Source organism: Pseudomonas simiae (assembly GCF_900111895.1).
In the GTDB taxonomy this organism is placed as follows: domain Bacteria; phylum Pseudomonadota; class Gammaproteobacteria; order Pseudomonadales; family Pseudomonadaceae; genus Aquipseudomonas; species Aquipseudomonas simiae.
This window is the reverse complement of the sequence record NZ_FOKB01000014.1, coordinates 1-17,461: the sequence shown is the minus strand read 5'-3', so window position 1 is coordinate 17,461 and position 17,461 is coordinate 1. Positions and strand designations below refer to the sequence as shown.

Genomic DNA, 17,461 nt, shown 5'->3' with positions numbered 1-17,461 from the left:
AGACCCGATGTCGCTTAAGCACTTTATCCAAATCACCAAACCGGGGATCATTTTCGGTAACGTGCTTTCTGTGGCGGGCGGTTTCTTCCTGGCCTCCAAGGGACATGTCGATCTGGCCATCTTCCTGGCTGCAATGATCGGCACTTCCCTGGTGGTAGCTTCCGGATGTGTGTTCAACAACTGCATCGACCGTGACATCGATATCAAGATGGAGCGCACCAAGAATCGCGTGCTGGTCCAGGGCCTCATCTCCCTGAAGCTGGCACTGATCTACGCGACCGTCCTCGGTGTTGCCGGTGTGGCGTTGTTGTACAAGGTGGCCAATCCGCTGGCGGCGCTGTTTGCCGTGATCGGCTTTGTCATCTACGTCGGCCTCTACAGCCTGTACCTCAAGCGCAAGTCGGTTCACGGCACGCTGGTGGGCAGTCTGTCGGGGGCGATGCCGCCGGTGATTGGTTATGTGGCTGTGACCAATAGCTTCGACATGGCCGCACTGACGCTACTGGTGATGTTCAGCCTGTGGCAGATGCCGCATTCGTACGCCATCGCGATTTTCCGCTTCAATGACTACCTGGCTGCTTCGATTCCGGTCTTGCCGGTAAAACGCGGCATCCAGGTCGCCAAGAAACACATCCTGCTGTACATCCTGGCCTTCCTTGTGGCGACCTTGATGTTGACCTTCAGTGGCTACGCCGGCATGAGCTACCTTGCCGTCGCCGCCGCCATGGGCATGTACTGGTTGTACATGGCCTGGACCGGCTACAAGGCGGTGGATGACACCGTCTGGGCACGCAAGCTGTTCGTGTTCTCGATCTTCACCATCACCGCGCTCAGCGTGATGATGTCCCTGGATTTCCAAGTGCCGAAAGAGCTGTTGCTGACCTACGCTCACTGAGTGGTCCCGCAGTGAAAAAGCCCCGCCGTCGAGAGACGCGCGGGGCTTTTTCTTGGGTGTGGTTTTAAATCTGCGCAGGGTTTTCTCGTCATACCCCTCTGTACGAGTTGTGCGAATCCATCACCCATCTACCAGGATTAGCCCTATGGTCAGCGTCAGTCGTCGGTCCCTTCTCGCCCTGGGTGCAGCCCTGCCATTGCTGGGGCGCCTCGATTGGGCGGTTGCAGCGCCGCCGCCGGAAAAGCCTGACAAGGTGCGGCTCAATTACAACGAAAGCCCTTACGGCCCCTCAGGCGCTGCGCGTGAGGCGATGCAGCGGGGTATCGCTACCGCTGGGTTTTATCCTTACGACTCTATGTATGCGTTGGCAGGACTGTTCGCCCAGCAGCAGGGGATTGCCGAAGAGCAGGTGGCGGTCTTTGCGGGTTCGATGGCGGCCTTGCGCTATGCGGTGCTGGCGTTCACCACTGAGAGCCGCGGCCTGGTGATGGCCATGCCGTCCTACGAGGTGCCGCGCCAAGCGGCGCAGTCGAACAAGGCACCTGTGAAGGAAGTCAACCTGGGTGCCGACCACGCCCACGACATCCCGGCCATGCTTGCCGCCGATCCACAGGCCGGCATGCTCTACGTGTGCAACCCCAACAATCCTACTGGCACCATCACTCCGACCGAGGCCATCCGCCACGCGTTGGCGAACAAGCCCAAAGGCAGCGTGCTGGTGGTGGACGAGGCTTACATCGACTTCGCCGACGTGCCCAGCGTGGTCAGTTGGGTGAAGGACCACGACGACCTGCTGGTACTGCGCACGTTCTCGAAAATCTACGGCATGGCCGGTGCCCGCCTGGGTTTGGCGATCGGCCACCCGGCGCTGCTGGAGCGGCTGGCCGTGTTTGGCGGCGACAACGTGCCGGCGGGCACCAGCTTGCTCGGCGGCCTTGCCAGCCTGGAAGACGTGAAGCTGTTGCCGCAACGCAAGGCCCTCAATAATCAACTGCGTGATGAGACCGTGGCGTGGTTGAAGGGGCGTGGTTTCACTTGCACGGCGTCACAGGCGAACTGTTTCATGATCGATGTGAAACAACCGGCGGAGCAGGTGATCGAGAAGCTGGCGACGCAGGGCGTGATGATCGGCCGGGTGTTTGAAAGCTGGCCGCAGTGGGTGCGGGTGACGGTGGGCGATAAGCGGGAGATGGCTCGGTTTCGCGAGGTGTTTGCAGCGCAGGTCGAACGCGCGGGTTAACCCCCTGCAAAACAAATGTAGGAGCTGGCTTGCCTGCGATCGCATCACCTCGGTTTCGCTGATTGACCGAGGGGCTGTATCACAGGCAAGCCAGCTCCCACATTTGATTCTGCGGTGCAGCTTGCTTCGGGTTACTGCTGCGCGATGCTGTAACCCTCAAACGCCGTCTGCTGCTGCAATGCAGTGATCACGCTCTTGCGGCTCAGCGGCTGTTCAGCGCCTGCGTTATCCACAAAGCTCTCCACCTCCAGCTCCGCTTCATCGCCTTCACCCACAAAGCTGAAACCCAGGAATTCGAACGCCTCGCGGTCCACGTTCAGCTTCGAACGCGGCGTGCGCAGCGGCAGCGTGACGCTGATGCCATCTTTGCTGATCACAAACACTTCGGCTTCTTTCTTCGGCCGTGATGCCTTGCTCTTGCCGGCGCTCGGGTTGCTGATGGCCTGGTGGCTCTGGTTCAGCACTTTCAATGCCAGGCCGTAGACCAACTCCTGGAACTCGGGGTCGTCCTTGAAGCAGGACAGAATGCGGCTGATCGAAAACTGGCTGCTCAAGTTTTCCAGCGCAGCGTTATCGGCGGCTTCGGCGTCCTTGAGTTGCTTGAGCTGGCCCATCAGGTCGTAGGCCTTGTCGTCGTCAAAAGCATCGTGGGCTTGACGGATGGCCACGCGCAGTTCGCGGATCTGATCGCTTTCCTTGGACGTGTGAAAAGCGTCCAGCACCATCTCGCTGATGATCTTGGCCGCTGGCAGATGCTGTGAAAGATTGATGGCGTTTTCGTATTCGGCTTTGGAAGGCAAGGCGACTACGGATTCTTCGGGGGCGGATTTTTCGGTGTAAGAATCGGACATTGAAATTTCACTACTTCAGTAAACGAGGACAAAAAAGCGTCGGGCATTTTCAGGGGGGAGGGAGGTCAGGTCAAGGCAGCACAATGCCCTCAGGTTCTGCTGATCCATATCAACAGGCGCCTTGGGGACACTCGCTACAACAACGCTGGGGCTTAGCCCGCCCCAGCGATTCGCTTGATGACGCATAAAAACAACTGCAGACCTGACCATGCCGGCTGTGTCCAGAGCCCCCGCCGCGCCGCCCGCCGACCTGTTCACCCGTCGTGGTGGCCTGGGTTACATGCAGTTCTGCAGCGACTGCCATCTCAACGCCGGCACGGTGGAAACCGGTCGATGCGCGTTATTAATCCAACTGCTTGAGGCAGGCTTCGAGCATAGTCAGGCCTTCCTCCAGCACCGCGGGCTCGATGGTCAGCGGTGCCAGCAGGCGGATGATATGCCGCGACTTGCCGCTGGGCATCAGCAACAAACCGGCGTCCCGCGCCAGGCCGAGCAACTGGGTGAGCTGTTTCGGCGCGGGTGTGCCGTCAGCGTTGGCCAGTTCGATGCCGCGCATGGAGCCCACGCCGGTCAGGCGGCCGAGGTAAGGTGTCAGGCCGTGTGCGCGCCAGGTTTGATAACGGCTGACGATGGCTTCTTCCTGTTGTGAGCCCCAGGCGCTCAGGTGTTCATCGGTCATGGCGTCGAGGGTGGCCAATGCTGCTGCGCACGCAATGGGGTTGCCGGAATAGGTGCCGCCCAGGCCACCTTTGGGCAGGTTGTCCATCAGCGCCTTGCGCCCTACGACTGCGCCCAGCGGCACACCGCCAGCGATGCTTTTACCCAGCAGGATCAAGTCCGGCTCGATCCCCAGGCGCGAGAAAGCAAAACGCTCGCCGGTACGGCCAAAGCCCGATTGGATTTCATCGGCAATCAGCAGAATGTTGTTCTCGTTGCAAAAGCGTCGCAGCGCCTGGGCGAATTCGATATCCAGCGCGAGAAACCCGCCTTCGCCTTGCACCGGCTCGATGATGAAACAGGCCACATCGCTGACGTCGATTTCCACGCTGAACAGGCGGTCCATGGCTTTCAGCGCCTCGGCGCAAGTCACGCCATTATCGGCGCTAGGGTAGGGCAGGTGATACACAGGCCCCGGTAGTACACCGACCTTCTGCTTATAGGGCGCCACCTTACCGTTGAGGTTGAGCGTGGCCAGGGTACGGCCGTGGAAGGCGCCGTCAAACGCGATCACTGCCGTGCGGCCGGTGGCGCCGCGCACGATCTTCAGCGCATTTTCCGCCGCTTCCGCGCCGCTGTTGGTGAGCATGCCGCTGATCGGGTAGTCCACAGGGATAAATGCGGTAAGACGATCCATCAGCTCGACGTAGGGCGCGTGAGGTGCGGCATTAAACGCATAGTGGGTCAGCCTGGTCGCCTGGTCGCGAATCGCCTCGACCACACCGGGATGGCAGTGGCCGAGGTTGAGCACACCAATGCCGCCGACAAAATCGATATAGCGTTTGCCCGAGGTGTCCCAGACCTCAGCGTTTTTACCGTGGCTGAGGCTGATGGGGTGAACGATGGAAATCGACTGGCTAATGGTTTCGTGGCTCATGAATCGGGGACTCGGCAGTGGCGGGCGTGTTTTTATCTAAGCCGGGCGCCCGCCCTTGTCGCAAACGAAATAAAGTCGCCGGGTCATGACTGAAAGTCGGGATGTGCGCCGACATAGTCCACCATCCAGTTGAGGAAGGCTTTCACCTTGGGAATCTCGCCGGCATGTTCGGCGTGGGCGATGAAGTGCGCGCCGCTGCTGGGCATCGCATAGTCCCAGGGAATCATCAGGCTGCCCTGTGCGAGTTCATCAGCCACCAGATACTGCGGCACCAACGCCACGCCATAGCCCGATTGTGCCGCGCGGATGCACATGTAGAACGTGTCGAAGCGCGGGCCGTGGTAGCTGTTCTGCGAGTGCAGGCCCTGTTCCAGGAACCATTCATGCCAGGCTTCCGGGCGCGAGGTGCATTGCAGCAACGTGTGGCGCGACGATGCATGGCTGCCTTCGGCGACGAAACCTGGTGCGCACACCGGCACCACTGCCTCACGGAAAAGCTCAATGCAGGTCGCCCCCGGCCACGAGCCCTGGCCGAAGAAAAACGCGATATCGGCCTTGGCTTGCAACACGTCGAAAGGCTCCAGCTCGTTGCGCACATCCAGGTGGATGTTTGGATGTAGCGCTGCAAAGTCCTTGAGCTTGGGCACCAGCCAGCGGTCGCCGAAGGTTGGCTGGGTGGCGATGCGCAGCACTTCGGTCTCGCCGCCGTAGGTGAGGATATAGCGGCTGGAGATGTCCACCTGGGTGAGGATCTTATGCACTTCGGCCAGGTACAACGACCCGGCCGGCGACAGGTACAAACGCTGGCGCACCCGTTCGAACAAGTTGTGGCAAAGCATCTCTTCCAGCTGCGCCACCTGTTTGCTCACCGCACTTTGGGTCAGGTGCAGCTCTTCGGCAGCGCGAGTGAAACTCAAATGGCGAGCGGCAGCTTCGAAGCATTGCAGGGCTGTCATCGAAGGGGTCAAACGTTTAGAAATCATGCACTTCATTCCAAATCGGAAGGAGCCTTTGCCTAAAGGTCGTTTGTGGCAGTAGCGCAAAGCCGTTGATACTGCCCGGCAGCACTATAAACCGGCGCGGGCTGTGGGGCGCCGAATAATAAGGAATGACAGGGAGAGCCTTGCATGAACCCATTCAAAACCACCTTGGCCGCTATCGGGGCAACCGCCGTGCTGGGCCTGGCGAGCACCGCCCAGGCAGGCACGACACTGGACGCCATCCAGAAAAAAGGCTTTATCCAATGCGGCGTCAGTGACGGGCTGCCGGGCTTTGGCGTACCGGACAGCAAGGGCAAGATGACCGGTATCGATGTGGACGTGTGCCACGCGGTGGCGGCGGCAGTTTTCGGCGATGCGTCGAAAGTGAAGTTCACCCAGTTGACCGCCAAGGAACGTTTCACTGCGTTGCAGTCCGGTGAAATCGACCTGATTTCGCGCAACACCACCTGGACCAGCTCCCGTGATTCGGGCATGGGCTTGGTCTTCACCGGCGTGACTTATTACGACGGTATCGGCTTCCTGGTGAACAACAAGCTGGGCGTCACCGCTGCCAAGCAACTGGACGGCGCCACCGTGTGCATCCAAGCCGGCACCACGACTGAGTTGAACGTCTCGGACTACTTCCGCACCCACGGCATGAAGTACACGCCGATCACCTTCGACACGGCCGACGAAAGCGCCAAGGGGCTGGAAGCCGGGCGTTGCGACGTGCTGACCACCGATCAGTCGGGCCTGTACGCCCAGCGCATCAAGATGGCCCAGCCAGACGAGTTCGTGGTGTTGCCGGAAGTGATCTCCAAGGAACCGCTGGGGCCGTTGGTGCGCAAGGGTGATGACGAATGGTTCAGCATCGTTAAATGGACCTTGTTCGCGATGCTCAATGCCGAGGAAATGGGCATCACCTCGCAGAACGTCGAAGAGCAGGCCAAGACCACCAAGAACCCGGATGTCGCGCGATTACTGGGGGCGGACGGCGAATACGGCAAGGACCTGAAGCTGCGCAAGGATTGGGTGGTGCAGATCGTCAAGCAGGTGGGCAACTACGGCGAAGTGTTCGAGCGTAACATCGGCCAGGGCAGCGTGCTGAAGATCAAGCGCGGGCTTAATGCGCTGTGGAACAACGGCGGTATCCAGTACGCGCCGCCGGTTCGCTGACACGCCGGGGTGTTATTCGGACACCCCATCCTTCCCCGCTGCCTTGGCGCGATACAACGCCTGGTCGGCGCGCACCATCAGGGCGGCGGGGGGCTCATCCGTTTGACGCTCGGCCACACCCAGGCTCAGGGTGACCTTGAAGTCGTCCCTGTGCGGGCTGTTCTTCAACTTCAGACGGATATTCGCCGCCATTGTTTTTGCGATCTCCAACGAGGTTTTGGGCAGGATCAGCACAAACTCATCGCCACCCCATCGGGCTAACAGGTCATCAGGGCGGATACAGCGTTGCAGGCATTCAGCCACCTGCACCAGCGTCTGATCGCCCACACCGTGACCGCATCGGTCATTGATCGACTTGAAGTCGTCGATATCCATCGCAATCAGTGCCAGTGGCAGGCGAAAGCGCTGGGCGCGGTCGCACTCTTGCAGCAACACTTTTTCCAGACGGTAGCGATTGGCGACGAGGGTCAGGGCGTCCCGTTCGGCCAGGAAGCGATTTTCATCCAACTGCAGTTGCAACTGTTGATTGACCCGTGACAGCTCGCGGGTGCGTTCGGCCACCAGTGCTTCAAGGGATTGGTTGCGCCGTTCCAGCTGTTCGACTGAGCTTTTGCGCAGGTCTATATCGCGGTGGGCACCCACCATACGCGCCACCGAGCCGTCAGCATTGCGCGCAATCACGTAGCCGCGGTCTTCAATCCACAGGTAGCTGCCATCTTTTTTGCGGCAACGGTATTCGGCTTGGTAGTGGGGCGCGCGGCGGTGGATGTAGTCGTCAAACAGCTTCATCACCTGGGAGTAGTCGTCTGGGTGTATCACGTTTTCCCACGTGAACACGTTGTTCTCCAGTGCGTGGCGGTGATAGCCCAGCATTTCGTACCAGCCTGGGTTGCGATAGACGAACCCGGTGTTGGCGTTCCAATCCCAGATCCCGTCGCTGACCAGTTCCAGAACGGTGTGCAGCATGTCGGCGTTGAAGTGAGAGAAATCTTGCTCTAACGGATTATTGCCGGAGATATCGGTCATCTGCGCATTCCTTGCCTGGGCAGGCGCATAAGGCCTGCCGATGTTTACGCCGATACTCCGTGGCTGGCGCTACTGTACAACGGGACTGGAGGCCTTTGAATAGGGCAGATGTGCGGCTTACGATTGATGGCTATTGGCTATTTATTCGGCGCCACCATCCTTGTCTGCGCCCGCCCATCCGCGTTGTGCTGGTAAATCGCCTCAGGCCGGCCCAGCTCATTGAAAAACACCTGGCCAATCCCCGCCGAATTCCACAGCCGCTCGCCGGCTTCGGCATGCTCCGGAATATGCGGCACCACCTGCATGGTGCGTCGGCGCGTGAACCAATTGAGGGGCGAACGCGGCGAGTAGAGCCAACGGTTGAGGCGATCGAACCACTCCAGTAAGCGTGGTGGGAATTCGTTCTTGATACCGCTGCTGGTGATCTGCCAGATCCTGGGACCAGCATTGCGATAACGAATCAGTACTTCGTAAACAAACGAGTAGTGCACGTCACCGGAGAGGATCACGTAGTTACCCGGCGTGCGCGAGTGGCGGAAGATATTGAGGATCACCTGGGCAGCGCCGCGATGGGCCATCCAGTTTTCCGCATCGACGAGCAAGGGGTAGCCGCACCAGCTGAAGACTTTCTGTACGGTCTCGATCAGCTTGACGCCAAAGATTGGCGCGGGCGAGACGATGATGGCCGAGGGGTGGTCCAGCAGTTCCTGTTGCAGTTCGCTCAAGGCTTCCCAGTCCAGCAAGCCGGAGGGTTGCTTGAGGGTGAACTCGCTGCGCCAGCGGCGCGTGCGAGTATCGAGCACCACCAGGGCAGGGGTGGTGGGCAGTACGTAGTGCCAGCGTTGAAATTTCAGCAGTGCCTCGAGCAGTTCATCCTGTGCAGTGGCGTCCAGATGGTTGGCGTGCGGCTGAGCAGTGAGCGCTTGGGTCTGGTTGATCAGTTCGCCAAATACATCCGGTTGGTTGCCCCAACCTTGGCACAGCAGGTAGGCCAACAGCGCGTTGCCGATGATGCGCTTGGAAAAGGGGTGGCCGTACGCAGTCTCTTCCCATTGGGCGCTGAGGTTCCAGTCATCGGTGATGTCGTGATCATCAAAGATCATCAGGGTGGACAGGTGAGCGAAGACCCGCGCGACGCCTGGCAGGCCATCGCGGAATCGTTCTATCTGGACCTGTTCACGGGCGTAACGCTGCTGTCGTTCTGCATTGAGCTGCGGAGGTTGAGGCGCGATCAGCGTCCAGGGCGTCGGCGACCACACCAGCAAATACATCGCGATGACTTCGGCGAAGGTCACCAGGTGATTGTCGGCAGTGCTGCTGGTAAAGATCGGCTTTTTCACGCCCCCGAAGAAGCGTTCGCGCAGGGTTTCGTTGCTGTCCAGCGCCGGCAGCAAGTCGGCGCGATGGTAATAGCTGGCGCTGTGTCCATAGAGGCTGGCGCTGTCATCTACCACCGCGCCCTCCAGGTATTCATCGAACAAACCCAGACGTGCAATCAAGGCATGTATCGCCCGTAGCATCGGCCCAGCTACATCGTCGGCGTAGACTTGGTCGCCGCTCATCATCAGCAGCGCCGGGCGGTCGGCCGGGCTTTGGGCATCGGCCAGCAGGCGGTCGACACACAGCAGACCCTCGTCGGCGCTGTGATGGGGTTTGCGGCATGAGCCGTGTACCAACTGATGGATGCGGCTGTGCAAAACGAAACTTGGGAGGCAGGCGTTGGCGTACAGCAGGTGCGGTGCCCAGTCGGCGATGCCGGTGTTGTCGAACGACAGGTCGTAGCTGATCGCCACGTCCAGGGGCAGCGCGTCGTCCAGCGTCACATCGATCAGGTGGATAAAGGCATTGCGCCCCACGCGTACGACCTGGCATTGGTCTGGCGAGATAACCCGTGTTTGTGCAGGCAACGTCAGCGTCAATTCCAGTGCGCGACTCCCCACCAACCACAACACCAGGCGCCGTGGTTCGAGGCGTCGCAGCAGTGGGCCAGCCAGTACGGCGGGCAGTGTGTCGGTGTTCGGCATGCAGATGAGGTTTCCAGGCTGGTTTGAACCGGCAAGGTTAATCCAGTGAATGTCATGGTTTTGTTAAGGAAGAGTACGAAGGGCCGTGCACTGCCCTTCGTATGCAGCGGTTAGAGCAATCGGCCTTGGCCGAGGCTGTCCAGTCCACTGCCGCTTCTGCGGCGACCGTTGTTCGTCGTACGATCAGGGTCGGCGGCGTTCAGGTCTGTTGCATCAGTGCTGCGCTTCCTGCGCTGGGGCTCTGCATCATCCTGCTGCAGGGGGGGGAATTGAACGCTGCCCAGTGTGTGATTGATAGCGCTAAGCATGGATGTTTCCTTCTATTGAGTAGTGGCTTACTTCGCCTGTTGGGGCGAAGTGAGGCCAACCTTATAGGGGACGAAACGGGTCAGCTATAAACGCGCTGCTGCAAGATATGACCAAGGGGGCTGGCGCTTTCAGACGTCATCTGAGGGGCTGTTCGTGCAATTGTCTAGCCCCGGAGATGTAGCGCCTTGCTTGCGTTTTCGCACAAACGCCACGGGATTTCCCGCCACCACGAGGGTTGGAGGCGGGGGGGGATTGCCTGTTTAAAACGTGGCAAGCAAGGGGCACTCAGGTGTGCGAATCGTCAATCACCTTCGGCACCGTGAACCGGAATTCACTGCCCCGACCCACTTCACTCTCTGCAACGATCTTGCCGCCATGGGCTTGGACAATACCTTGCGTAATGTACAGCCCCAGCCCGCTGCCGGTCGGGTTGTTTTCTGTTTGGGTCCAGTAGCGATCGAACACGTGTGGCAGTTGTTCCGGTGCAATACCTTCGCCGGAATCGCGCACCGAGAACACGATTTCTTCGCCACTGCTCATGGCGCTGATACCGATGTTGCCTTGGCGCGGGGTGAATTTGATGGCGTTGCCAATCAAGTTCGACAACACCTGGAACAGACGCTCCGGGTCGGCGTTGATCTGCAGGCCCGGCTCGGCGTTGAACGACAGGTCGATGCCTTTCTCCATTGCCAGGGGGGCCAGCAACGAGTAGGCCTCATCGAACATCTGGCTCACATCCAGGCTCACCGGTCGCACCACGTAACGCCCAGCCTCGATTTTTGAGGTGTCGAGCAAGTCCTCCAGCAGCACATTCATGCGTCCGGCGGCCTGTTGCATGGTGTCGATGGCCGAGGAAATCCGCCGCGAAGTGTGGGGGCCATCGGAGCTGAAGGCTTGCTGCATCATGCCGCACAGCATGGAGATCACTGTCATCGGGTTGCGCAGGTCGTGGGACACCACCGCCACCAGCTCATCGCGGGCGCGCACGGCTTGTTGTTCGCGCAGCACCTGGCGGGCCAGGTCGTTTTCGAGGGCCGAGCGGCGCAGATCGTTGGCAGCAAAGCGGTCGCCATGGCTCCACTTGGTGGAGATGCCAGCCATTTCCACCTTCCAGATTTCAAACGAAGTGCGTGGGCGAAGTCGCAAGCCTGAGTCGGAGTTTTCCAGATCCAGCGGTTTTCTCGGGTCGCCGCTCCAGTTGATGTTCTCTTTGACTTCCGGGCGGAACCACAGCACGCCGTTATCCACAGGCTTGGGCAGACTCATTGCCAGCACACCACTGGCCACCTGCTGGAACTCGGCCGCCGGCGGGTACACCGACGACAGTTTATGGCTGGAGAACACCGGCTCGCCGCCCTCTTGCAACCACTTGTGCAAGGCACGGATCTGCGCCGGCTCCGGGCAGTTGCCGTAACGGTGCAGTTGCTTGTCTTCGATGATCGCCACGCCGCCGGACAGCGTCAGGTCCATCAGCAGCTGACCCTGCTGTGCCAGGCCGTCGAACACGTTCTCTTCCGAGCGCTTCATCGCTTGATCCAGCAAAGCCAGGGCCTCGACTTTCTCTTCACGCTGGCGGCTCAGGTCCAAGGCTTCCATGGCGCTGATCTGCAACGACAGCACCTGGCCGATGGTCTGGCAGGCCGTACGCAGGTCGTTGGGCACCAGCAACGGTTCCCGGTTGCCGCAACTGATCAGGCCCCACAGCGTGTCGCCCTTCATCAGCGAGATGCTCATGGACGACAACACACCCATGTTCTGCATGTACTGGCAATGAATCGGCGACACGCTGCGCAGGGTAGCGAAGCTCAAATCCAGTGGCTGGCCGGTGTCTGGGCGCAGCTTGGGCAGCAGTGGCACGGGCTCGTAGGCCGCATTTGGGATGATGCGTAGCCAATTGGTGCGATACAGCTCGCGCGCTTGCTCGGGGATGTCGGATGCGGGGAAGAACAGCCCGTTGAACAGCTCCATGGACGGTGCCGACGCTTCGGCAATCACCTGGCCGTGACCTTCGTCTTCGAAGCGGTAGATGAGCACACGGTCGTAACCGGTCATGGCTTGGATTTCGTTCACGCTGATTTCGTACAGCGCTTGCAGGGTTTTCGCCGACTGCAAACGCTGCAGCATTTTGCCCAAGTCACTGGTGCGCCCCTTCAGCGCCCGGGGACGGAAATCTTTGAGCAGCGGTTCGAATTCGAGCACCAGCACATTCTGATGGCGATGCAGCAGGCCTTCGAATTCCGCGCCGTTAAACGTGACGTGCAAAGGTGGCGCATCGAAGAACGTATTGTGATCGGCCATGACGGCAACCGCCTTGGCGTGTTCGGCGCCTACCAGCGTGTGCAGCGGCTGGCCCAGCAGCGCCTCGGGAGCATGGCCGAACAGGCTGCCGACGTTGGCACTGACCTGGATGATGTTCAGGTCCGGCTCCGACAACGTCAGCAGCACACCGTGGGGTTGGATCGCTCCGGGAAAGCGGATGGGCTCGTCGGCACAGTTGGCAAGCAGCTCTTCAAAGTCTTCGGGTTTCACAGCAGTACCTCCTGGCTGTCGAGCCATTGCTCAAAGCAGCTGAATGTTGAACGGGCAGCGTTCACCGCGCTCTGTCTGGCCGGCGCGTCCAGTGGCTGGTCGCCGAGGTAGTCGAGAAAGTCTTTCCAGCGCCGACCGGTTTCGACGCCGTAGATATTGAGGAACGCACCGCCGTTGTGGGCATTCACGTTCAGGCGCTGGGTCATTTCCCGACGCAGCACTTGGCCGCCCAGCGTCGCGCCTTCCAAGACATAAAGGGCGCCAAGGCAAGCGGCGGGGGTATCAAGGATTGGGAGTTCGAGACAGCGCGGCAGGGTGCTGACAGCCTGGTCATCCAAACCCAAGGCAGCGAGGTCGCAGACGAGCGTCGGTGTTTTCACGCGCAAGACTGCGTCGTATCCATCAGGAATCAAGCCACTTTCGTACAGTGCTGATTCCAACGGCCGATAAAAACCGTAATACGCCTGGAGCAAGCGCTGATACCAATCGGCATCCAGGCCCTCGGAGAAAAACGGCAGGCGCTTTTCCAATGCCACGTGCAACAGGGCCGTGCCTGTGCGCAACGCTTCCAGCAAAGAGGGCGCACCAACGTCATGGGCCTGTGAATGCATTCAGTAAGCTCGAACTGTGGGCCTCTCGGCCATGAATGACGCGTGGAAATGGGCGGCGATTCTACACATCTCAAAGCCTTATTCTATACGCACAAGGCGAGAAGGCTGACCGACGGATCAGAAAAGTCGCTCCTTGCATCATTAATGACCACAGAGCATTGCGCGAAGTTCGGCTTCAGTGATATCGCGACGCTATCAATGCAGGGAAAGACCCTGTTGATTCAGCGCCGTCTGCACACACTCAATCAAATGACCGGTACTCCACGGCTTGGGCAGGAACCGCACCGACGCCCCCAATTGCGAGGCCAGCTTGCTATTGCCGGACGTCAACACCACCGGCACCGTGGGCCAGCGATGCGCGACCACCTTGCTCAAGTCATAGCCGTTAAGCAGACCTGGCATCTGAATATCGCTGACAATCAAGTCCACGGGCTCATCGCCCTGTTCCAGGTAAATCATTCCTTCATCTGCAGAAGGAAACGATGTCACCACTGCGCCGAATTCTTCCAGCACATCCACCATCAACGCCCGAATGATTTCGTCGTCTTCCAACACCAAAATCGATGGCTGAGCCATGATTCTTACTCCACCATCAGGGTTCATACAGGTGGAGTAGAACTCGTCTGGATAGGTTCGATTGGATGTGTTCGAGGCGATGGGTGGTCATAACAATGTCGTTGCAGGATACTGCGCCACCTCAACGACATCGCGCGGTATTCTGCGTGGACCAAAAAAACCATGATCTGGATGGGCATGCGCTCTTAACGCTACCGCAAAAGGAATTGTATGTTTGCCCGTAACCCCTTGGTTCCAGAACTCATAGTGACCAACCTCGGCAACAGTCTGGATTTTTGGGTTGAACAGCTGGGTTTTTCCCTCGCTTACCAGCGCGTCGAAGACGGTTTCGCTTACCTCGATCTGGAGGGCGCGCAAATCATGCTGGAGCAATACGATCCCGACGCGGGGCAATGGCTGACCGCACCATTGGACCAACCCTTCGGGCGCGGTATCAATCTGCAAATCGACGTACCCGGCGTTACCCCCATCCTGCAACGCTTGGCCTCTATTGGCTGGCCGCTGTTCAAGGGGGTTGAAGATGCCTGGTATCGTGCCGGCGACGTAGAGGCGGGGCAGCGGCAGTTCATCGTGCAAGACCCGGACGGTTACCTGGTGCGCTTGGTTGAACGGTTGGGGGAAAGGTCGTTTATACCGGCATAATTGCTCCGGCTTTCGTCGCAGCAACGCTTGAAATGGAGTCTCCGTGAAGTACCGTACTTTGATCACCCTCGCCCTGGTATTCACCGCGGGCCCTGCCTTCGCGGCCGGCGACGCCGAGGCGGGCGGCAAGCTATTCACTAAGACCTGCGGCGGCTGCCACAGCATCGGCGAAGGTGCGCGTGGTGGGTTCGGGCCGCAGCTCAATGGCATCATCGGCAGGCCTGCTGGGACCACCGCGGACTATCAGTATTCCGATGCGATGAAAAACTCCGGTGTGGTCTGGACCCGGGACAAGCTCGCCGCTTACATCGAAGCACCGAAGAAGGTAGTGAGTGGCACGCGGATGATCTTCTGGGGCATCAGCGATCAAGAGAAGATAGACAACATTCTGGCGTACCTTGAGACCTTTCAGCCCAAGTGACTGTTGCGCCGGGAAGGACCTGAGAGCGTGATATTTCCAGCGCTCTCCGCCAGGGTCTTCATCGTTCGCGCTGACTTCGCCGAAGTACCAATGCCCTGACTCGAAGACGATTCCTTCTTCGTTCTCGTGAGTGAAGTGAAAGCCAGCGTCGTGGAAGTCTGGCGGAATGACCAACCCCCATTCACAAGCCAGGCTTCGGTCGGTGATTCTGGTGTGTTTCGCTTTGCACCTGTTGAGCCGCGTAGGCAGTAAAAAGACCCTGGGACGCCAAGGTCTTTTTTTGCCTGTTGATCAGGTCAGAAGATGCCGGGAAATGAGCCGGGAGATTTCGACGATCGAGGTCTTGCCGGTGAATTCAAACCTCACCTTCCCCAACGACGAAAAGTAGATTTCCAACTCGGAATCCAGATCAAACGTCCCGGACGTCTCCACTGAATACGCCACGATGTTCTTGTACGGCAGCGATGTGAAATCCTTCTTGCTACCCGTTATCCCCTGCACATTCACCGCAATAATCCGCTTGGTGGTAAACACCACCCCATCACGCATGGCCTTGTACGCATCCACCACTTCTTCACCGTCCAGCAGCAGGTCGGCGACGCGTTCGGCGTATTCGTTGTTCTGCTTGAGTTTGAAAAAGCCTTTGTTGCTGAAGTCGATCATGGGCCTGCCTCCTGGGTGTATGCCGTTTTGCTCGCGGATCTGTATCTAACGCGGGCATTTTGAACGCCCTACCATGGCGGCCAACCTTACAACCTTGGCCAGATGTTTCAAAAAACGGAGCCCGACCATGCCTGAACTGTCCAACTGGCTGGCTTATGCGCTGATCTCCCTCGGCATGGTGCTGACGCCCGGCCCAAACATGATTTACCTCATTTCCCGCTCGATCTGCCAGGGCCGCACTGCCGGGTATGTGTCCCTGGGCGGTGTAGCGTTGGGGTTTCTGGTTTATATGCTCTGCGCGGCGTTGGGAATCACCGCTTTGGTGATGGCGGTGCCGTTTGCCTATGACGCGCTGCGCTTCGGCGGGGCGTTGTACCTGGCGTACATGGCTTGGCAGGCAATTCGGCCGGGTGGGCGTTCACCGTTCCAGGTGCGGGACCTGCCCAAGGACACCCCGCGCAAGCTGTTCACCATGGGCTTGGTGACCAATTTGCTGAACCCCAAGGTGGCGGTGATGTATTTGTCGTTGTTGCCGCAGTTCATCGACCCGAATGGCCACGGCAGTGTGTTGGCGCAATCGCTGGTGCTGGGCTTCACGCAGATTTTGATCAGCGTGAGCGTTAACGCAGTGATTGCCACGATGGCGGGTTCCATCGCGGTGTTTTTCGTTACCCGGCCGGGATGGCAGGTGGTGCAGCGTTGGTTGATGGGGTCGGTACTGATGGGGTTGGCGGTGCGGATGGCGGTGGATGGGCGGCGCTAAGTCGTACCTTATAGGATGGCTTTCAGATAGTCCTTGAGGGCGCCGAGCGGGGCATTGAGTTCATCCAGTGTCGACGCTTGGTGCGCGTCCACCGCAAGCCGATGCAGCTCGCGCCCCATTACAGTGCCGGCGCCGCCCAGGGCGTCGAGCGCCAGCGTCAGGCATTCATCGAGCTTCGACTGAATCCCCATCAGGTCCCCCTGCCGCACCAACAACCCAAACACCTCGCGGTCATACCTCTCCATCACCGGATCATCCCGTAGAACCGGGCTGCCGCCGTCAGTCTCGTGCACCAGCTTCAGTGCAAAAAGCGCCACCGCTTCTAGCGTCAATTCCATGCTCTCGGTTCCTCGGGGTCTTTGGGGGTGGTGGGGGGAGGGCGATGATCCCTGTTCTTTGGCGGAAAAAAAAGACCTGGTGCGACACGTCATCTGCTGCTGTGTGGTTGTTTTTGCGCGTTGGAGTAGGGCTATTGGGGGCAATTCTTATGCGCAGGGCTTAGGACGCCTCTACTTCCCGAGCGCGTCGCCGTACGCTTTAAGCGTGGACAGCCTGTATTCGGTCCACCACGGCTGGACACAACGCTGGCTGCCCAGAACGCTCGGCAATCTCAGTGATGCCGCTCGGAGGGGGGGGCTTCGGTAAGGAAAAAGAATTTCGATACAGGGGTTGACCCCGTATTTTAATACTGTACTATTCGCCTCCCGCTAACGAGCAGTTCGATACTGAATCTGGCTCAGGTAGTTGATTTTATTAGTAAAATCATAAGCCTTAGGGGTGTTTTTCTTGAGAGATGTGCTGTAGAGTGCACGCCTCGGTTGAGACGAAAGATCTTAACCAGCCGCTCTTTAACAATTGAATCAAGCAATTCGTGTGGGTGCTTGTGGAGTCAGACTGATAGTCAACAAGATTATCAGCATCACAAGTTACTCCGCGAGAAATCAAAGATGTAACCAACGATTGCTGAGCCAAGTTTAGGGTTTCTTAAAAACCCAAAGATGTTTGAACTGAAGAGTTTGATCATGGCTCAGATTGAACGCTGGCGGCAGGCCTAACACATGCAAGTCGAGCGGTAGAGAGAAGCTTGCTTCTCTTGAGAGCGGCGGACGGGTGAGTAATGCCTAGGAATCTGCCTGGTAGTGGGGGATAACGTTCGGAAAC

General features: G+C 59.0%; 16 protein-coding genes, 1 rRNA gene and 2 pseudogenes. 8 read left to right on the top strand and 11 right to left on the bottom strand.

What is annotated here, in order from left to right:
* The first annotated feature begins 7 nt into the window (after nucleotides 1-7).
* Nucleotides 8-895: a heme o synthase gene (gene cyoE / locus BMZ57_RS27490; protein WP_003194050.1), complete on the top strand. Its 888-nt coding sequence runs from the start codon at nucleotides 8-10 to the stop codon at nucleotides 893-895.
* A gap of 145 nt (nucleotides 896-1,040) precedes the next feature.
* Entirely contained in the window at nucleotides 1,041-2,135 is a 1,095-nt protein-coding gene (gene ptaA / locus BMZ57_RS27485) for a pyoverdine biosynthesis transaminase PtaA (protein WP_045791644.1), read from the top strand.
* 131 nt (nucleotides 2,136-2,266) lie between these two features.
* Here ptaA and BMZ57_RS27480 read toward each other — a convergent pair whose 3' ends face one another.
* A complete protein-coding gene (locus BMZ57_RS27480) occupies nucleotides 2,267-2,986 on the bottom strand; it encodes a hypothetical protein (RefSeq protein ID WP_010206432.1) in 720 nt (239 codons plus the stop codon).
* A gap of 199 nt (nucleotides 2,987-3,185) precedes the next feature.
* On the opposite strand from BMZ57_RS27480, the pseudogene BMZ57_RS29915 reads away from it, so the two are divergent.
* Nucleotides 3,186-3,302: pseudogene (locus BMZ57_RS29915) on the top strand (hypothetical protein); the annotation flags it as partial.
* A gap of 27 nt (nucleotides 3,303-3,329) precedes the next feature.
* Here BMZ57_RS29915 and BMZ57_RS27475 read toward each other — a convergent pair.
* On the bottom strand, nucleotides 3,330-4,580 hold the full coding sequence (locus BMZ57_RS27475) for a 2-aminoadipate transaminase (RefSeq protein ID WP_069673207.1): 1,251 nt from the start codon (nucleotides 4,578-4,580) through the stop codon (nucleotides 3,330-3,332).
* 83 nt (nucleotides 4,581-4,663) lie between these two features.
* Nucleotides 4,664-5,563 (bottom strand): LysR substrate-binding domain-containing protein, encoded by a 900-nt coding sequence (locus BMZ57_RS27470; RefSeq protein ID WP_010206430.1) that lies wholly within the window; start codon nucleotides 5,561-5,563, stop codon nucleotides 4,664-4,666.
* A gap of 144 nt (nucleotides 5,564-5,707) precedes the next feature.
* Between BMZ57_RS27470 and BMZ57_RS27465 the strand changes: the two genes are divergently transcribed.
* Entirely contained in the window at nucleotides 5,708-6,736 is a 1,029-nt protein-coding gene (locus BMZ57_RS27465; RefSeq protein ID WP_021492138.1) for an amino acid ABC transporter substrate-binding protein, read from the top strand.
* A 12-nt stretch (nucleotides 6,737-6,748) separates the two neighbouring features.
* On the opposite strand, the gene BMZ57_RS27460 is transcribed toward BMZ57_RS27465, so the two are convergent.
* From BMZ57_RS27460 to BMZ57_RS27435, 5 genes are all read right to left on the bottom strand, one after another.
* Nucleotides 6,749-7,762, bottom strand: coding sequence for a sensor domain-containing diguanylate cyclase (locus BMZ57_RS27460; RefSeq protein ID WP_031290864.1), 1,014 nt, complete (start codon nucleotides 7,760-7,762; stop codon nucleotides 6,749-6,751).
* A 137-nt stretch (nucleotides 7,763-7,899) separates the two neighbouring features.
* Nucleotides 7,900-9,786 (bottom strand): alkaline phosphatase D family protein, encoded by a 1,887-nt coding sequence (locus BMZ57_RS27455; protein ID WP_010206424.1) that lies wholly within the window; start codon nucleotides 9,784-9,786, stop codon nucleotides 7,900-7,902.
* 594 nt (nucleotides 9,787-10,380) lie between these two features.
* Nucleotides 10,381-12,624, bottom strand: a complete 2,244-nt coding sequence (locus BMZ57_RS27445; RefSeq protein ID WP_010206421.1) for an ATP-binding protein — start codon at nucleotides 12,622-12,624, stop codon at nucleotides 10,381-10,383.
* Nucleotides 12,621-13,235, bottom strand: a complete 615-nt coding sequence (locus BMZ57_RS27440) for a biliverdin-producing heme oxygenase (RefSeq protein WP_010206418.1) — start codon at nucleotides 13,233-13,235, stop codon at nucleotides 12,621-12,623. The genes BMZ57_RS27445 and BMZ57_RS27440 overlap by 4 nt, the downstream gene beginning before the upstream one ends.
* A 195-nt stretch (nucleotides 13,236-13,430) precedes the next feature.
* Nucleotides 13,431-13,811 (bottom strand): response regulator, encoded by a 381-nt coding sequence (locus BMZ57_RS27435; protein ID WP_010206417.1) that lies wholly within the window; start codon nucleotides 13,809-13,811, stop codon nucleotides 13,431-13,433.
* A 210-nt stretch (nucleotides 13,812-14,021) separates the two neighbouring features.
* Between BMZ57_RS27435 and BMZ57_RS27430 the strand changes: the two genes are divergently transcribed.
* A complete protein-coding gene (locus tag BMZ57_RS27430) occupies nucleotides 14,022-14,453 on the top strand; it encodes a bleomycin resistance protein (protein WP_021492136.1) in 432 nt (143 codons plus the stop codon).
* A 43-nt stretch (nucleotides 14,454-14,496) separates the two neighbouring features.
* Nucleotides 14,497-14,874: a c-type cytochrome gene (locus BMZ57_RS27425; RefSeq protein WP_010206414.1), complete on the top strand. Its 378-nt coding sequence runs from the start codon at nucleotides 14,497-14,499 to the stop codon at nucleotides 14,872-14,874.
* 87 nt (nucleotides 14,875-14,961) lie between these two features.
* Here BMZ57_RS27425 and BMZ57_RS30345 read toward each other — a convergent pair.
* Nucleotides 14,962-15,123: pseudogene (locus BMZ57_RS30345) on the bottom strand (DUF3916 domain-containing protein); the annotation flags it as partial.
* Between the two features lie 42 nt (nucleotides 15,124-15,165).
* Nucleotides 15,166-15,537, bottom strand: coding sequence for a PH domain-containing protein (locus BMZ57_RS27420; protein ID WP_010206413.1), 372 nt, complete (start codon nucleotides 15,535-15,537; stop codon nucleotides 15,166-15,168).
* A gap of 127 nt (nucleotides 15,538-15,664) precedes the next feature.
* On the opposite strand from BMZ57_RS27420, the gene BMZ57_RS27415 reads away from it, so the two are divergent.
* On the top strand, nucleotides 15,665-16,300 hold the full coding sequence (locus tag BMZ57_RS27415; RefSeq protein WP_069673208.1) for a LysE family translocator: 636 nt from the start codon (nucleotides 15,665-15,667) through the stop codon (nucleotides 16,298-16,300).
* 8 nt (nucleotides 16,301-16,308) lie between these two features.
* Here BMZ57_RS27415 and BMZ57_RS27410 read toward each other — a convergent pair whose 3' ends face one another.
* Nucleotides 16,309-16,638, bottom strand: a complete 330-nt coding sequence (locus BMZ57_RS27410) for a hypothetical protein (protein ID WP_047543876.1) — start codon at nucleotides 16,636-16,638, stop codon at nucleotides 16,309-16,311.
* A 666-nt stretch (nucleotides 16,639-17,304) separates the two neighbouring features.
* Between BMZ57_RS27410 and BMZ57_RS27400 the strand changes: the two genes are divergently transcribed.
* Nucleotides 17,305-17,461, top strand: a 16S ribosomal RNA gene (locus BMZ57_RS27400); the annotation flags it as partial.

Coding starts and splice junctions, on each gene's coding strand:
- BMZ57_RS27460 (WP_031290864.1), bottom strand. CDS start 7,762: ATGACCGATATCTCCGGCAATAATCCGTTAGAGCAAGATTTCTCTCAC.
- BMZ57_RS27435 (WP_010206417.1), bottom strand. CDS start 13,811: ATGGCTCAGCCATCGATTTTGGTGTTGGAAGACGACGAAATCATTCGG.
- cyoE (WP_003194050.1), top strand. CDS start 8: ATGTCGCTTAAGCACTTTATCCAAATCACCAAACCGGGGATCATTTTC.
- BMZ57_RS27480 (WP_010206432.1), bottom strand. CDS start 2,986: ATGTCCGATTCTTACACCGAAAAATCCGCCCCCGAAGAATCCGTAGTC.
- BMZ57_RS27455 (WP_010206424.1), bottom strand. CDS start 9,786: ATGCCGAACACCGACACACTGCCCGCCGTACTGGCTGGCCCACTGCTG.
- BMZ57_RS27470 (WP_010206430.1), bottom strand. CDS start 5,563: ATGATTTCTAAACGTTTGACCCCTTCGATGACAGCCCTGCAATGCTTC.
- BMZ57_RS27420 (WP_010206413.1), bottom strand. CDS start 15,537: ATGATCGACTTCAGCAACAAAGGCTTTTTCAAACTCAAGCAGAACAAC.
- BMZ57_RS27440 (WP_010206418.1), bottom strand. CDS start 13,235: ATGCATTCACAGGCCCATGACGTTGGTGCGCCCTCTTTGCTGGAAGCG.
- BMZ57_RS27465 (WP_021492138.1), top strand. CDS start 5,708: ATGAACCCATTCAAAACCACCTTGGCCGCTATCGGGGCAACCGCCGTG.
- ptaA (WP_045791644.1), top strand. CDS start 1,041: ATGGTCAGCGTCAGTCGTCGGTCCCTTCTCGCCCTGGGTGCAGCCCTG.
- BMZ57_RS27415 (WP_069673208.1), top strand. CDS start 15,665: ATGCCTGAACTGTCCAACTGGCTGGCTTATGCGCTGATCTCCCTCGGC.
- BMZ57_RS27475 (WP_069673207.1), bottom strand. CDS start 4,580: ATGAGCCACGAAACCATTAGCCAGTCGATTTCCATCGTTCACCCCATC.
- BMZ57_RS27410 (WP_047543876.1), bottom strand. CDS start 16,638: ATGGAATTGACGCTAGAAGCGGTGGCGCTTTTTGCACTGAAGCTGGTG.
- BMZ57_RS27430 (WP_021492136.1), top strand. CDS start 14,022: ATGTTTGCCCGTAACCCCTTGGTTCCAGAACTCATAGTGACCAACCTC.